Annotated in this window: 15 protein-coding genes; 9 read left to right on the top strand and 6 right to left on the bottom strand. The window is 67.8% G+C overall.

Going from position 1 to position 15,508, the window contains the following annotated elements:
* Window positions 1-121 precede the first annotated feature (121 nt).
* The gene (locus tag ACFEMC_RS10500; protein WP_380176094.1) at window positions 122-925 is read right to left on the bottom strand and encodes an alpha/beta fold hydrolase; all 804 of its coding nucleotides are present in this window, start codon (window positions 923-925) and stop codon (window positions 122-124) included.
* Between the two features lie 661 nt (window positions 926-1,586).
* Between ACFEMC_RS10500 and ACFEMC_RS10495 the strand changes: the two genes are divergently transcribed.
* From ACFEMC_RS10495 to ACFEMC_RS10485, 3 genes are all read left to right on the top strand, one after another.
* Window positions 1,587-2,084: a hypothetical protein gene (locus ACFEMC_RS10495; protein WP_380176092.1), complete on the top strand. Its 498-nt coding sequence runs from the start codon at window positions 1,587-1,589 to the stop codon at window positions 2,082-2,084.
* A gap of 226 nt (window positions 2,085-2,310) precedes the next feature.
* A complete protein-coding gene (locus ACFEMC_RS10490; protein WP_380176090.1) occupies window positions 2,311-2,883 on the top strand; it encodes a SigE family RNA polymerase sigma factor in 573 nt (190 codons plus the stop codon).
* Window positions 2,868-3,716 (top strand): hypothetical protein, encoded by an 849-nt coding sequence (locus tag ACFEMC_RS10485; protein WP_380176088.1) that lies wholly within the window; start codon window positions 2,868-2,870, stop codon window positions 3,714-3,716. Before ACFEMC_RS10490 ends, ACFEMC_RS10485 begins: the two co-directional genes overlap by 16 nt.
* A gap of 670 nt (window positions 3,717-4,386) precedes the next feature.
* On the opposite strand, the gene ACFEMC_RS10480 is transcribed toward ACFEMC_RS10485, so the two are convergent.
* Together ACFEMC_RS10480 and ACFEMC_RS10475 are read right to left on the bottom strand one after the other, a co-directional pair.
* Window positions 4,387-5,736, bottom strand: coding sequence for an IS110 family transposase (locus tag ACFEMC_RS10480; RefSeq protein WP_380176086.1), 1,350 nt, complete (start codon window positions 5,734-5,736; stop codon window positions 4,387-4,389).
* Window positions 5,737-7,469: 1,733 nt separating this feature from the next.
* Entirely contained in the window at window positions 7,470-7,856 is a 387-nt protein-coding gene (locus tag ACFEMC_RS10475; RefSeq protein ID WP_380176085.1) for a hypothetical protein, read from the bottom strand.
* Window positions 7,857-8,585: 729 nt separating this feature from the next.
* Here ACFEMC_RS10475 and ACFEMC_RS10470 point away from each other — a divergent pair.
* Window positions 8,586-8,765 (top strand): hypothetical protein, encoded by a 180-nt coding sequence (locus tag ACFEMC_RS10470; protein WP_380176083.1) that lies wholly within the window; start codon window positions 8,586-8,588, stop codon window positions 8,763-8,765.
* Window positions 8,766-8,882: 117 nt separating this feature from the next.
* Entirely contained in the window at window positions 8,883-9,818 is a 936-nt protein-coding gene (locus ACFEMC_RS10465) for a tyrosine-type recombinase/integrase (RefSeq protein ID WP_380176081.1), read from the top strand.
* A gap of 141 nt (window positions 9,819-9,959) precedes the next feature.
* Here the strand turns inward: ACFEMC_RS10465 and ACFEMC_RS10460 are convergent, their stop codons facing one another.
* Entirely contained in the window at window positions 9,960-10,187 is a 228-nt protein-coding gene (locus ACFEMC_RS10460) for a hypothetical protein (protein ID WP_380176079.1), read from the bottom strand.
* Entirely contained in the window at window positions 10,184-10,414 is a 231-nt protein-coding gene (locus ACFEMC_RS10455; protein ID WP_380176077.1) for a hypothetical protein, read from the bottom strand. The genes ACFEMC_RS10460 and ACFEMC_RS10455 overlap by 4 nt, the downstream gene beginning before the upstream one ends.
* Before the next feature lie 407 nt (window positions 10,415-10,821).
* On the opposite strand from ACFEMC_RS10455, the gene ACFEMC_RS10450 reads away from it, so the two are divergent.
* Both ACFEMC_RS10450 and ACFEMC_RS10445 read left to right on the top strand, forming a co-directional pair.
* Entirely contained in the window at window positions 10,822-11,190 is a 369-nt protein-coding gene (locus ACFEMC_RS10450) for a nuclear transport factor 2 family protein (protein WP_380176075.1), read from the top strand.
* Between the two features lie 241 nt (window positions 11,191-11,431).
* Window positions 11,432-12,418, top strand: coding sequence for a hypothetical protein (locus ACFEMC_RS10445; protein WP_380176073.1), 987 nt, complete (start codon window positions 11,432-11,434; stop codon window positions 12,416-12,418).
* A gap of 159 nt (window positions 12,419-12,577) precedes the next feature.
* On the opposite strand, the gene ACFEMC_RS10440 is transcribed toward ACFEMC_RS10445, so the two are convergent.
* Window positions 12,578-13,846: an MFS transporter gene (locus ACFEMC_RS10440; protein WP_380176725.1), complete on the bottom strand. Its 1,269-nt coding sequence runs from the start codon at window positions 13,844-13,846 to the stop codon at window positions 12,578-12,580.
* Window positions 13,847-13,898: 52 nt separating this feature from the next.
* On the opposite strand from ACFEMC_RS10440, the gene ACFEMC_RS10435 reads away from it, so the two are divergent.
* On the top strand, window positions 13,899-14,591 hold the full coding sequence (locus tag ACFEMC_RS10435; RefSeq protein WP_380176922.1) for a hypothetical protein: 693 nt from the start codon (window positions 13,899-13,901) through the stop codon (window positions 14,589-14,591).
* 97 nt (window positions 14,592-14,688) lie between these two features.
* Window positions 14,689-15,189, top strand: a complete 501-nt coding sequence (locus ACFEMC_RS10430) for a DUF6886 family protein (protein WP_380176724.1) — start codon at window positions 14,689-14,691, stop codon at window positions 15,187-15,189.
* Window positions 15,190-15,508 lie beyond the last annotated feature (319 nt).

The following is a 15,508-nucleotide window of genomic DNA, read 5'->3' as shown; positions in this document are numbered from 1 at the left end:
ATGCGGGCGTGCAGCGCGAGACGTCACGGTCATCCCGCGATCCGGGACGCTCACGACTCCCCGCGAACGTCCTCGACCATCGACCTGCGTGCAGGCGACACCCCAAGCCCCTTCCCGGGAATCAGCCGCCAGCAGCGGCACGCACGCGGCCCAACCACTCCGTGAGCAGAGCGTTCGTCAACACCGGCTGGTCGAGGTGGGCGTTGTGTCCCGCGGCATCCAGGACGACGAACGTGGCACGCGGGTAGTGCTCTCGGCGAGCCCAAGCATCTTCATAGCCCACGACCTGGTCCTGGCGGGCAGTGATCAACAGGCACGGCGGGGTGAACGGCGCCGGGTCAGCGTCCTCCGGCTCCCGCTGCAGCGTGTACCGGGCGGCGATGCGCTCCAGCCCAGGCTCATCGACCGCGCGCAGACCCGGGTAGACGTGGTCCAGGAACGCTCGTGCGTTCTCCACGGTCTGCACCACCGCCATCTCGGCGTAGTCCTTGGCCACGTCCTGCCCTACCTGCCCGGCCAGAGCCAACGCCTCGGGGTCGGTGCGCAGCACCGTCTGCGGCGGCACGACCCGTCGTGCGTGCTCGGCGACGAAGACCCCGGCCAGGGTGGCGAGGCCGAGGACTTGAGGCCGCAGGTCGTGGGCGACCTGGCGGGCGATCATCGCGCCGAAGGAGTTGCCCAGGATGGCGAAAGGCTCCTCCCCGATCCGCTCAGCGATCTCCTGCTCGACGGCGTCGACGACATCGCGGGTAGAGGCGACGTCGCCGATCGGAGTGCCGGCGGTACCGGGCAGGTCGAGGTAGATGCGCCGCCACCCACCGGCCGCCTCGATGGTGGGATCCAGAGGCAGGAGGAGACGGTGATCCACGCCGAAGCCGTGCAGGAGGATCAGGGGCGTTCCGGTACCGACGTCGATCGCGTGCACGGACCGACCCTAGCCAGCCTTCTCCAGGGTCGAGGAGCTCAGTACCCAGCCTGGTCGACTTCACGGTCATCCCGCGGTGCGCGCAGCGCACGGTCATCCCGCGAAGAGGGTCTGTCAGCTGCCTCAAAGTCACCGCAAAGTGCTGGCCGAGCGACCTCTCGGCCAGCCCGCTGACCGGGACGTCGACGACCGTCCACACATATCGGTGCCGCGCACGCTTGAGCGCTCAAAACTCGCCAAACGGGGCGAAGGCTCTACCGTCGATCCATGGTCTGGATTGCGCTTGTGGCGGCCGTGGTCATTGGACTCGGGATCTTGGCATGGCGTTGGGACTTGAACGTGCGCCTCTACCGGTCCGCCCAGCAGGACAGTGGTGAACGGGCCGCGGCAGCCCGCGAGATCAGCCGGCAGATCGACAACGGTCGCGCCGGCGGTCAGGGCTACATCCCCTGAGGCTGCCGAGGAGCCCTGAGGTCAGGGGCGGTCGGTCTCACCTCGTTCGCCCCCAACCGCATCAAGGTCATGCGCAGACGGATTGTGTTCACGCCCGGCCGGACGTCCGCTCATGCCGAAGACTGAGCGGCCTCGAGCAACGCGATCGGGGCAGGACCAAGCACCACGTCGAGCATCCCCGCCAACGCAGACGCGGGATGCTCTCCAGGTGCAGCTCACCTCCACCGACGGCGCCGTCTTCGAGCTACGACCCAGCGGCTACGAGTACCCGGACTTCACCATTGCCGGCGAGCTGGATGCCAACTGGCTCGTCGAGCACGGAATGGTGCGCACCGCAGCCGGAGAGTCGTGGACGTTCGACGATCCGAGCTTGACCACGTGGGAGGCGCAGGAGCTGCTGGACTGGCTGCACGCCCTGGCCGAAGGACGCCTCGAGCCCAGAGACGACCCCGGCTCCCACATGGTGACGAGCACTCTGATGTTCATCGAGCCCAACCTGGCCTTCAGCGTGGCCGCGGTGGAGGGCGAGCAGAGGCTGCTGCGCGTGCACCTGTCCCTGGAGGCGGTGGCAGGCAAGTCCAATTTGGGGGCGGGGCCCAAGCCCCGCATCTACGAGTACAGCATCCCGTTCTGGACTGACCGGACCCAGCTGCTCGCGGCAGCGAAGCAGTGGCGCAGCGACTTCGCGCCCTTTCCGGTGCGTTGACGCCGGGGAGCCACCGTCGTGGGGGAAGTCCCCGGCTCTGGCTGAAGTCCTGCGCTCACCCCGGTGCGCGCGGGCGCACGGTCATCCCGCAGACATCGCGCTCATGTCGAGGAGCGGATGAGACGCAGCTCGAGCACTGGCCTGGGCGACGTCAGCGCCCGCCAGATGCAACGACCCGACGTGCAACCAGATCTTGAGGCTCTGGCGTCAGGGCAGTGTGGACGACATGAACCGGGAAGAGCACTTCACCTCCTGGGCACACGAGGCGACCCCGCAGCTGCGGCGCATCGCCCGACTGCTGGCTGGCGACTTCCACATCGGTGAAGACCTCCTCCAAGACGTCTACGCCAAGATGTACGCCCGCTGGCCCCGCATCCAAGACCCCAACGCCTACGCCCGCCGCGCCCTGACCAACGCCGCCACCTCACGCTGGCGCAGCCGCTCCCACCGCCACGAAGCCGTCCGCGACATCGACGACTACCTCGTCGGGGCCGACCGCTCTCAGCCGCTGGTCGACCTCGAACAGCGCGCCGATCTCCTCGCGGTCCTGCGGCCGCTGCCACCGCGCCAGCGCGCTGTGGTCGTCCTGCGCTATCTCGACGACCGCAGCGACGAGCAGGTCGCCGACCTCCTCGACATCAGCGTCGGCACCGTCAAGAGCCAAGCCTCCCGGGCCCTGGCCCGGTTGCGCCAGGCCCTACCCGACCGTGCTGACGGGGAACCACCCCAGCCTGACCGACCGAGCCCGGACGTCTCCTCCTCCTCCGCTGTCTCCTTCGTGGATTGGACCCGCTCGTGAACACCCAGACCCACGACCCCTTCTCCGACGCCCTGCGCGCTGACCTGCGCGCCGCCGCCGGGCCCGTGCAGGACTGCTCAGCCTTCATCGCCGAAGCCGCCGGTCGCGGCCGCACCAGACTGCGCCGTCAACGCCGGACCCGCTGGGGCGTCGGCGCCCTGGCCGCTGTTCTGCTGACCGGCGGGGCCGTGGGCGGGGCGCACCTCATGGACCCCGCACCGTTGGCCCTGTCCGTGGCCGGCCCCGCCCTGGGCCAGTCTGACCCGGCCCCGACACCATTGAAGACCGGTCAAGGTGGTGACGTCGAGGTCGACCCCAGCGTGACCGCCGCGGTTGCCGACACCATCGGCACCGTCGTTGAAGCTCACCTGCCGGGCTATTCCGCCGGCAGCAGCGTCGAAGGTTGGCGATCGCCCTCCAAGACGACCCTGATCTGGAAGGCGACCAGCACCGCCACCTCACCGGCGGTCACCCTTGGGATCGACGTGAGTCGAAACGCCACCCCCAAGGACCTCACCGGCTTGGACGTGATCTGCGAGGACGCCGTCTCGTGTTCGCAGCAGACGCTGGCCGACGGCAGCGTTCTGACGGTCGGGACGATGCGGACCCTGGTGCAGTTGGGGTCGATGCCCGAGCCCGCCCGACCGGTCCAGCCGTTCGCGGCGCTCTACTTCCCCGACGGCCGGACGATCAGCGTGGACGGTTCCATCGCTGCCCCCGACATCCCCGTTGACAGCGTCTACCCCAAGGACTCAGCGGTCACTACCGCGACTCTGCAGGCCATCGTGACTGACCCGAAGCTGCAGGCGCTGACGATCCCTGCGCCGCAGTGACCTGCCCCGTTTCACGGCGCGCTCAGCCCGTGAAGGAAATCTTGCGGTCAGGCCGAGTTGAGGACGGTTGCTGGGCTCGGCGCCGTTCACCCGAGAGGCCCGTGGTCGGCTACCAGTCCAGCCCGAGAAGCGATGCCACGATCAGGACGGCCCCAATCACGATCCACCCTCCGGCACCCCACCGAAGGTTCCTGGCCGTGATGGTCGAGGCGACTCGTTCACCGTTGACCTGCCGCTGCAGGTCACGCATCGGGCCCACGACTCTGCTCGCCCCGCGCCAGAACAAGACTCCGATGAGGAGCGCTACGACACCACCGATGAACGTCGGCCAGAAGATCGTCACCGGCAGCATCCTGACGAGTCTGAGAGGGTCGTGCACGGTCATCCCGCCGTCCGCGCGGTCGGGACTTCACGCACATCAGCGTGAGACGTTCTGCGTCAAGTCCTGGCGGGGTGCCCTACTCGTCGTCGGTGCCCTGCATAGCGGTGACGGGGCTCGCGCCCAGCAGCGTGTGATCGGGTTGAAGAGACGACGGGCGGGGCTGCTCAAGATGTGCGGCGAGGTCCAAGATTTGGCCTCGATGTCGAGAGGAGCTCGCCCCACCAGCAGGTGATGCAGAACGTGGCGCGCTGAGTTCCTCAGCGGCGGCTGGACTTCCCGGTCAGGTCCTCAGGCGGCGACCTCCACCGGACGCCGACGCAAGCCGAAGGTGGCGACGTCGGGATCCCAACGGCGGCCGGCGACGATGACGGCGTACAACTGCCGCAGCAACGCCGCCGCGACCGCAGCCTGCGCCTGCGTCGGCTTCAGCCGGTTGTGCTCCCGCGTCGTCAGATACGTGTAGCGGGCAGCGTGAACCGGGTTGGCGCGCAACGTCCCCCAGATCCCGCGCCAAGCCGCCAACCGCAGTCCCGGCCGGCCCTGGCCGGTGACCCTCGTGCGGCCCACGAACGTCCCCGAGGATCGTTCCCGTGGCGCTAAGCCGGCGTGCTTCACCAACGCTCGCGCGGAGGTGAACCGGTGCGGATCCCCGGTCTCGGCCAGGATCGTCGCCGCCCCCACCGCGCCCAAGCCCGGGATGGAGGTGATCAGTTCCGTCAGCCCCAACTCGTCGAGGACCGCGACCATGCGCTGCTCGACCTCGAGGCGTCGCTGGCGGGTCTCCCGCCAGTCGGCCAGGACGAACTCCACCCGCTCCAGCGCCCCGCGGCGGTGGGCGATGACCCCGGCCCGGTCCTCCAGTGCGACGAACATGTTCCGGGTGATCCGCAGCGTCGGTTTCTCACCGCCCCAACGGATCACCTCCTTGCGGACCTGGTTCTCCAACCGCTTCAGGCCCAGCCGCTTGGTGCGGGCGAAGTCGCCGCCGTCGCGGTCGAGGATGACCGTCATCGTCGCCGCCCAGGTCGTGGAGCGGAACGGGTAGTTCGCCGCGGTCAACGCGGCCGGCCAGACGCACTCGAGCAGGTCCCGCACCTGCTGGATCTGGGCGGTCAGCTCAACCACCAGCCGTTCACGCCGGGCCCCGAGGTGGCGTAGTCGGCCCCACGTCTCATCCACCGGCTCGGGGACATAGCAGCGCAGCTGCGCGGTCAGACGCGCGATGATGACGGCGTCCTTCTCGTCGGTCTTGTCGCTGGTGAGGTCTTCCCCTCGCCGAGCCCAAGCCGAGATCAGCGGCTGGACGCAGACGAACGCCATGCCCCGCTCCGCGGCGAGCTGGCCCAGGATCCGCCACCGGTGACCGGTCGGCTCACAAGCCACCGTCACGCCCGCGAAGCCGACCTTCGCCGCCTTCTCCGCAGCCCAGTCCAGCGCCGAGCCCAGGTCCCAGGCCCGGACCCGGAACGTCTTGCGGGCCAGGACGCGGGAGTCGTGGTCGCAGACGACGACCATCTGCTTCGCATCGGCGAGGTCGATCCCGACGATCGCCGACGTGGTCGGGACCAGCTCGCGCAGCCGCCCGAGGCGGGCGTTGCGGCTCTTGTCACCGCGAGAGATCTGACTAGCCTTGGACATCGACGTCCTCCTTCTGCGCTGGGACACCAAGCCCGAGTAGCGCACCAGGAGGACGTCTCTGCGATCAAGACCCTCAAGGGCCTCAGTCCGGCCTGATGCGGCTCGCAGAACGATTCACTATGCCGATGACCGCGCCCGCGTCCATATCAACGTTCCGACCCGCCTCCGAGTTGGCCGTAACACCCGGGTGTCCACGCGCACAGCGAGCCCACTGTGCCGGCCTCTCGAAACTTGGCCCCCCCCCCCCCCCCAAAAAAAAGTGCACTCGGCGCCAAAATAAAGAAGTGACCACAAGTTACAGAAGCTTGCTTTCGACCTTGATCGGTGTTCCTCAGGTTCACGTTCAGTTGCCTCTTGACATGGGCTCCACACAGGGAACAACATCAGATCAGAGTCGATGCCGATGCGTTTTGAACACAGCGGCACGTCCTGTCCAATCGTCAATGTCGTCGATGAATGGAGTATGAGAGTGGTCAAATCACGACTGATTCCAGCACTGGTACTCGGCGGTCTCTTATGGTCAGCGACTGCAACTGTCGCCCATGCCGAGCCAGCAACTCTGGCTGCGACCGTAAGAGATGCCTCTGCATCTAGTACGCAGGGAAGGGAATACTTTCTTCCTACTGGACGATTCTTCAAAACCGAGCTGCAATGCGTCCTGGCGGGTAACGCCCAACCAAAACGCTATGGTTGCTACAAAGTCTCGAGTGGACCCGACAGGGGCCTGTATCAATTGTGGACCTACGAGCGCATGTAGCAATCGCAAATAAATTCGAACCGGAGGTGGAAATAAACATGTCTTCCGTAAAGCCGAGAATTGCTGTCGCGTCTCTACTGATCTCAGCGTTGGGGGTGGTCGGGGTGGGTCAGCAAGCATATGCACAACCGCTAGGACTGAAGACGGACAAGCCAGGGGCGGATGCGACACAGGGGGTCCAGGGCACCCAACGCGCCAGTTCAGTCGTACTCAAGGGCAAGTACAAGGATCGCAACACCTGCGCCCTCGCTGGAGTAAGGCTTCACAGCGCGTACTGGACCTGCATCGGACCCAACGCCAAAGACGGTAAAGTCTGGCTATGGGCGGATGATGGCGTTACCGACTAGCGATCGCGTTCCTGTGGCGCAATTTCGCGCCGTGAGCTAATGGGTCTGGGAAGTGTCCTCCAGGGCACTTCCCGGGCCCCGCCATTCCATTCACACTGCTGCCCAGTTGTGTCGGCTAGGGCCCAGGCTGGGCAGCCATAGGACAAGGGCTAGAACTTCCCCCAAGGCTAGCGCCGGACACCCGGCGCCTGTTACGGTCTTTTTTATGAGCGTAAACATCACAGTCGCTTACAAGATCACAGAAGACCGGGAGAGCATTGCCCTTCGGGCCTTGTCAGAGCGCGGCCTCATCGTGCGCATGGATCGGGTGCCCACAGAAGAGCGCGCCCTAGAAGTTGATGGTCCGGCATCTAGCGATACTCCCGGGACCGAGGAATTCGACGCTCTGCGTGACCTCACGGAAAGCATCCTTGAAGAGGAGGATGTCTCCTTCCAGTACCTCGGGTGCGGACGCTCTGCCGCGTCTGACTAGAATTCTCCGCCCAGCACTCCAAGAGGGCGCGGTCCGTACCAGTCGAAGGGGACCGGGCACTTATCCCTTCACTCCTTGAGTCCGACTGGACTAGCTTCAACGAAGGACTCTCCTAGCTGACTGACCTCACTGTCATCCCGCGATCTGCGCGTCAGGATCACGGTTGGTAGACGTCGATGTCCTGCCTCTCGCGGAAGGCACGAGAGGCGTCATCGTCCATCCATCGCACCTGCCACCGCTCGCCCACGAAGACGAAGACACCCTGGTCGAAGTCGTCGAGAGTCGCCGCCAGCTCCTGCCCATCGGTGACGAAGTCGCTGACCAGGTCGTCATCCTCGAACCAGAGTCCTTCGAGTCGGTAGTGCGGGGCTGACCAGCGCCGCCACCACAAGTGCCCGCCCGTGCAGGTCCAGCTGGTGTCGACGCGGCAGTACAGCACTGCCAGGCGACCGTCAGCGTGCTGCAGGTGAGCTGCGCGGTCGCGACACGCCTCGACGCGTTCATCGCGCTGGGGCCTTTCGTGCATCGGCGGCTTCCAAGGCACTTGCCGATCTTGTCAGGAGACTTCAGGGTCATCCCGCTGGTCGTGGTCGTTGTCTCATCGAATCACCCCAGTGGCCCCGCTCCCTCACCCGGCGAGTCGCAGCAGCCCCAGGCCCGGCCAGCGGCCGACCGAGCACCCAGCGCGGTGGCCCGCCGGCGACTACGATGGAGCCATGCTCAGCGACCAGACCCGGCAGGCGCTTCGCGTCCTGCGCTGGCGCAGCGCCGACCACCTTGAGGACGCCGCGCGGGGTCTGCTGCGCCGCCCGCGCCCAGTGCCGACAGCTCCGAGGGGACGTCCGCGGGTGAGCGAGGCCCAGCTGGACCAGCTGATCGAGCAGACCGTCCTGGCGCCGCGAGGAGTCCAGTCTCAGGGCCAGTCTCAGGTTCAGTCCTGAACGACTGGGTCCCGCTGCACAACGGTTCGACCTCGCGAAGAGAGCTGAAGGACTTCATCACAGCCCTCAGCCGCCGTCCCCCGCTGTGGGAGCGCCACGTCATCGAGGAGCTGCAGTACCTGGCCAGCACGTTGCCCTCCCCACGCCGCGAACCAGACCGGCGTCCACGGGCCCTGCTGTACCGGGGCCAGGACGGGCTTCTGGAAGGCGTCTGCGAGTACGAGCCGGCGACCCTTCGTCCCAGCGGTGTGGCCGCTGGCCAGCTCAGCGTCTTGGCCGTACGTGCTGACGCCCGGCACAGCGGGGTCGGCGGCTCGGCAGTGGACGCGCGCATGGACCTGCTGCGTGCGGGCGCGGCGCAGCTGCAGGCAGTCGAAGTCCTCGTGGCCGCGGTGGTCCATGACGAGAACCAGGAGATGGCCCGTGTGCTGTCTCGCCGGACCTTCCGGCGTTCTGGCCCTGTCGGCGCAGACGGGTATGCCGTGTGGGCGGCGACCTTGACGACGTCATGAGGGCCTGACTCGACACGTCGGCACAGGTCGTGATCACCATCATGGCCGACGGCCTCGTGGTGGACAGAACCGCCGAGCACGACTGACGTGCGTACCGTCCTCAGCGCATGCTCGGTCATGACCCAGCCTTCAGACACCCCCACCCACCTGCCCATCGCCCTCGGTGACGGCACCTGGCGCACCGACCCCCTCCGTCTCGCCGTCGCCGCCTACCTCGCCCGCTACCACGGGGAGACCCGACGCCACGCCGACTCCGATCTGCGCGCCTACCTCACCTGGTGCCAACTGCGTCAGCTCAACCCCCTGGCCGCCCGCCGACCGCACATCGAGCTCTACGTGCGGTGGATGCAGGAGACCCAGCACTTCGCCGCGTCCACCGTGTCGCGGCGGACCTCGGTCGTCGCGAGCTTCTACCGGACCTGCGTCGTCGACGAGGTCTTGGAGCATTCACCGGCCGACTACGTCCGCCGCCCCAACGTCCCCCCGGAATCGCCCACGCTGGGACTGTCGCACCTGCAGCTCGAAGCCCTGCTCGCCACGTCGCGGGACTCGGCCAACCCCTGCGACTTCGCCCTGGTCTGCCTGCTGGGGCTGCTGGGCCTGCGCATCTTCGAGGCCTGCGCCCTGGACATCACCGACCTCGGGGAAGAGCACGGCCACCGCGTCCTGCGCGTGGTCGGTAAGGGCCACAAAATCGTCCTGGTCCCGCTGGCCCCAGCCGTCGGACGGGCAGTGGACCGCAGCATCGGCGACCGCCCCACGGGCGCGCTGATGCTGAACACCCGCGGCGGACGCATCGACCGCCACTCTGCGACCCGTCGCCTGCGCCACCTGGCCGCCGACGCCCGCATCCGGCTACCGCGGATGCACCCGCACATGCTGCGCCACACCTACGTCACCACCATGCTCGACGCCGGCGTCGATCTCAGGGACGTGCAGATCGCCGCCCGCCACGCCGACCCCCGCACCACCATGCGCTACGACCGGGCCCGGACCACCCTGGACCGCCACCCCAACTACATCCTCGCCGCCTACATGGCCTCCGGCACCTGACCCGCCTTCACGCTTCTGTCGAGTTGCGGACGTCGTCCTGCCCACTGAGCGGCACAAGGATCACAACCCCGCGCAGACCCGACGAACGCTGGGTCGGGATGATCATGCACCTGACGGTCAGCCCGTTCGCGCTGTTGGCAGTCACCCCTGGCGGCTCGCCGTGACAGTCCCCCGGCGGGGCGCCTCCACGAGGACCTTCCGCGCGGTGGAAGCAGCGTCCAGGTGCGTGGTGTCGAAGTACCAGCCGCGTGCACCGAGCTGGTCTTCGATCGTGGCGTGCAGACCGGAGATGTCGTAGTCGATCTGCTCGATGCTGGGGCGCTGAGTGTTGCGCTGAGCTGCGGCCGCCAGGTCTGGCGCCAGGGTCACGAACCACACCGGCGCCGGCGCCACCACTCCACCATCGCGTCCAACATCACCGCGTCGGCGACGACGTGGTCGATGACGGGGAAGAAGCCCGCCTCGGAGAAGGAGCCCGCGAGCAGGCACACGTTGCGGGCGCGCAGCATCAGCTGGGCGCGAGCTTCCTCGGCGGGCTCGTCAACGGGGCCGACTCCACCGCTGCGCACCATCATCGCCACTGCATCGGCGTCCACGACCGCACTACGGGGCAGTGCCTGGGCCACCAGAGCGGCGACAGTGGACTTCCCCGCTCCAGGGACGCCGGAGACGATCAAGCATCCGTGGGACCCGTCGATAGAGCCATCTGTCGATCCGTGATCCATAGCTCGCACAATGACAGGCCCTGCTCGACTCGAGCACATGCTTTGATCATGGTCCAGTCCGGACTGATTTCCACCTCGGCGGATCGCACCACATGGCCGCGAATCGGTTGACCAAGCTGCTCGTGACGGGAACGGCGTTCGACTGGTCCTGGTGCCCTTCGCGACGTCACGGTCATCCCGCACTCCGCGCGATCACCCTTTAGCCAGTGCAGAAGCGCGCGCCACAGACGTCCCACGACCGAGAGTCCGCCCCCATCGGACCGCCCTAGGGTCAAACCGTGAACATCGTCGACCTGGAACGGACCCGACTTCGAGCGATCGTCGACGTCGACCGCCGCGTCCTCGAAGACCTGCACCACGCCGACTTCGTGCTGTGCACCCCCAGCGGCGACCTCTGGGACCGACAGACCTACCTCAGCGGCCTGTACGACGGCAGCATCGACTACACACGCTTCGAACCGCAGTCCGAGATCCAGGTCGAAGCATCGGGGTCCGTCGCTGTGGTCCGGTACCTGTCCGTCATCGACATCGCGACGTCAGGCGGAGGCGGACACCTGAAGTGCTGGCACCTCGATGTGTACGTGCGCGATGACGAGGACACCTGGCGCTGCAAGTGGTCGCAAGCCACCGACACGATTCGGGACTAGCTGGTGTCCTGCGACGACGCGGGACCGACCGGTCACTTCACGGCCATCCCGCGGTGCGCGCGGAGCGCACGGTCATCCCGGTCAGTGCGCGACCACGGCCGCCCGGAGACGTCCGCTCGCGCCGGTGGCCGCGGTCAAGCTGGTTCCCTCCCCGCCGTCCCAGCTACCTTGACCAAGTCGCCCTCCTGGTGAGCGGTAGCAACCGCTACCCGACCTGGCCCAGGCGGCAAGGAGACCACCGGTGAACAACACACCGAGCCCTCGCACGCACCCCCGCCTGGATGAGTGGACCCACCGCCTCTTCATCCGCTGGCGCGGTCCCGACGACGTCGCCCGCCGACTGCACCTGCAACCGGGTCACCCCGGCTTCCTCGTCTACGGCGACGAGGAGCACACACTCATCAACTGGGCCGACGCCTTCTCCGACACCGGCGGTATCCGCCAGCACCACGGTCACCTCCAGGCCAACTGGCTGGAGGTCGTCTCCGAGCGGGAGCACCACCACGCAGTCGAGCAGTTGCGCGCCTCCGGCTGCCCCGGCTTCCCGGTCGACGACAAGGACTTCCTCACAGCGTGGCGGGCCGAGCCGCACCCCTCCCACCGCCTGGACCACCTCCCCATCTGCAGCTATGTGCGCTGGCGCGGCCCGGACGACGTCGCCGGTCGGCTGCACCTGCAACCGGGCCACACCGGGCTGCTCATCGCCGCCGATGAGGCCCACGCCGTCATCGACTGGACCGACGTGCCCGAGGTCTTGCAGTACAACGGCCGCCTGGATCCTGACTGGCTGGAACTGATCACCGAGCAGGAGCACCAGCGCGACAGCGAGCGGTTGCGGACGTCGGGCTGGGCCGGTTTTCCCTGGCAGGACGAGCGGGCGATGGCCGCCTGGTCCGAAGCTCCATGGATCGCCGGTGGTGAAGCCTTCCCCGCGGGGACTCCAGTTCGCTTCGTCGGCGATGACCACGTCACCGAGTTGCTGGCGTTGCAGCCGGGCCACCCGGGGCGGGTGACCAGCAGCGGAGAGAAGCACGCCTGCGTGGACTGGGTCGACGTCCAGGGCGTCTTCCAGCACGACGGCGTCATGGGCCCGGAGCGGCTGGTCGCGATCGACGAGGACGACTACCAGGGCCGCGCCGATGCGGTGCGTCGCTCCGGCTGGCCCGGCTTCGAGGCCGCCGGCCAAGCTGGCGTCAACCACCACGAGCACGACGCCGAGCAGACGTGACCGCGGGGCCGACTGAACTCTGTCTCCGTCGCTGACGTCACGGTCATCCCGCGATGTGCTCGCCATCGCGGTCGAAACTCTGATCCGCACCTGAGACCTTCACCCACAGGCCAAGGGGGAGGGCGTGGCAGTTCAGAGTCCCCTATGGAGACCGACTGCTCAGCCAGGAGCGTCGTCCACCTCGACAGCTGGCCTCCCAGCGACCGCTCGCCGGAGCCTGCTCGAAGCGGCCAGCCCCATCGCGCCGACCACGACGTAGGCAACAGCGTCGACCATGATGACCAGGCTGCCCACCCGCTGCGCCAGCACACCGGCGGCCCCGATCGCCACAATTTGCACCAACGAGGACAACCCCCAACAGAGCGCGAAGACCCTCCCGCGCGCCGCGGGAGCAGCATGACGCTGCAACAACAGTCCCTGCGCCGCAGCCACCACCGCGAATGGCGCACCGGCGACCGCCGTTAGCACCACCGCCGGCCACAGGACCGGATCGAGTAGTGGGTAGCCGAAGGTGAGAACCAGCAGGACCCCGGCAATCAACGCGGCGAGGGCCAGCAAGCGCATCGGATCTCGCCGACCGAGGCTCCGGGTGCACCACCACGCACCGACGATGCCGCCGACAGCCTGCGCCGACAGGATCCACCCGACGGCGTCCGCCCCGGCCTCGAGCAGGTCGCTGGCGAAAGGAGCCAGCAACGCCGAGACGAACCCCTCACCGACCGCCATGACCAGCATCAACGGCAGCAGGGCCCGCAGCACCGGCTCCCGCCAGGTGAGCACCGCGCCCTCGCGCCACTGCCTCAGCAGGCCCGGTCCGCTGTGAGCCTCGCGCTGGGAACGGCCCTGGGCCACGGTGCTAAGAGTCACGGCTGCACCGAGATGGCACAGCACCACCAGCGTGGCCGCTGCGGGAAGACCCCCGGCCGCGAACAACGTGCCCCCAAGGGCCGGGCCGACCAGACGCCCCAGAGTGTTGTTCAAGGTGTTCAAGGCGGCGGCCTCCTCCAGCCGCTGCGCGGGGGCCAGATCGGGCAGCAGCGCGCTCTCGGCCGGCCCGACCAGCTGGCCCGCGCAGCTGCGCGCAAAGGTCAGCACCGCCAACCAACCCCAGGCGCTGGCGTCGATGAGGAGGTAGCCCACAGTCAAGGCCGCCAGCACAGCGTTGGCGCCGATCAGCACACTGCGCCGGTCCCAACGGTCAGCCAGCACGCCAGCCAGCTGACCGACCAGGACCGGTGGCACCGCCCCGCCCAGCACCGTGATCGCTGTCGCCAGCGGGGATGAGGTGCCCTGGTAGACCACAAAGGGCAGCACCACGAACAGCGCGTAGTTGCCGACCCACACCACGAGCCCAGCCGTCCAGACCCGCGCAATGTCGCGTTCGCGCAGCAGGCTCCTTGAGCGCGGCGATGCAGCTGCCCCAGGCATCTCGGGGGGTTCAGAGGTTCCGAGGGCCCTGGTGCTTGCAGGCTTCACACCGGTGACGGTGGCGCCTAGGCTAGGTGAAATGGCAGGGTCGAATTCACCGTGGAACGACTTCGACACCACGGTCCTGCACGAGGTCACCGACCCGGCGCAGGTGGCGATCCTCACCGACCCGCGGCGGGTGCGGTTCCTGCGCCCCTTCCTGGCCCGCTCGGCCACGGTCAGTCAGGTCGCCGCCGAGTTGGACGTCACCCCCAACGCGCTGCTGTACCGCGTCCGTCGGATGCTCCAGGTCGGCCTGCTGCAGGTGGTTGAAGAACGTCAGCGAGCCGGGCGGGCGGTGAAGATCTACCGCTCCAGCCACGACGGCTACCGCATCCCCATGACCGCCATGCGTTTCGACGACCTGCGTCACCGGGTGGACACCTACGGACGGGTCATCATCGACGACCTCGCTCGCGCCTACACCGCCGCGCTGGCTCAAGCTCCCCGCCACGACCGGATCTTGGCGCGCAACCGCGACGGGGAAGTGTGGGGCAGTGACCTGGTGCCCACCCGCACCCGCACCGGACACCCCGTCCTCTTCGCCGACGCCGTGGTGTGGTTGAACCGCGGCCAAGCCGAGATGGTCCAGCGCAAGTTCGAAGAAGCGATCACGGAGGCACTGCAGCGCCCAGATCTTGAGTCCTCGGGCGGTCCTCGCACAGCGTTCCTCACCATGGGCGCGTTCCTACCGATGCCAGACTGAGGCACACGGTCATCCCGCGGTGCACGCAGGCGCACGGTCATCTCGCGGACCGTGGGCGTCTGTTACCGCCGCTCTCTAGCCTGACCAGGTGCCGAGGATGTTTCACGTCACCGACGCCGGGCCGCTGTCGAGCATGAGTCCACGCCCTTCCCCACCCGGCACCGCCTACGAGGGTCGACCGTGGGTGTGGGCCCTGGACGAGGAGCATCTGCCGCACTACCTGCTGCCCCGGCAGTGCCCCCGGGTCTGCTGGCGCGCTGGCGACCTCACACACCGGCTCCTGGGATCGACCTCCTCGCGCGTCGTGGCCATCGAGCACCGCTGGGCCCACCAGCTGCTGCACGCCGGCCTCGACGTGCACGAGCTCCAGCCGACCGGCTTCACCGTGCTCGACGAGCACGCCGGCTACTGGGTGGCCGACCAGAAAGTCCTGGTTCTCGACGTTCGACACGTCGAGGACTGCTCCGGCGCCCTGGCCGAGCACGACGTCGAGCTTCGCCTGGTGTCCTCGCTGTGGCCGCTCATGGACGCCGTCATCGAACACGCATCCGAGTACAGCGGCATCCGACTCCGCAACGCCGCGCCACGGCCGGCTTGACCGCCACGCGACCACCGCGCCGTCCGAGCCCTCTATGCGACGGCACAGACCGCAGTCCCGTACCCGAGCTCACCCGACCCATCGTCCCGCGACCAGTGTTTCCGGGACGGGTCAGGTGTAGCTCGCCGTAGTGATCATGGAGGCCGACTTCACGGTCATCCGAGAAGCGGACGCGGTTGCAGCCGCGTGCGGCATCCTTCCCGAGTGAGGCAGAAGCCAAGACCGAGGGACACGCAGCTGATGCTGCTTGCCCTAGTGCCCATCCTGGGGGCGGTCGTACTGATGCTCTTGACTCACGGCGATCCGCAAGGCTGGCAAA

This window comes from Kineococcus sp. DHX-1 (assembly GCF_042473625.1).
In the GTDB taxonomy this organism is placed as follows: Bacteria; Actinomycetota; Actinomycetes; order Actinomycetales; family Kineococcaceae; genus Kineococcus.
The sequence above is the reverse complement of the archived record's forward strand: the minus strand, read 5'-3'. Positions and strand labels throughout refer to the sequence as shown.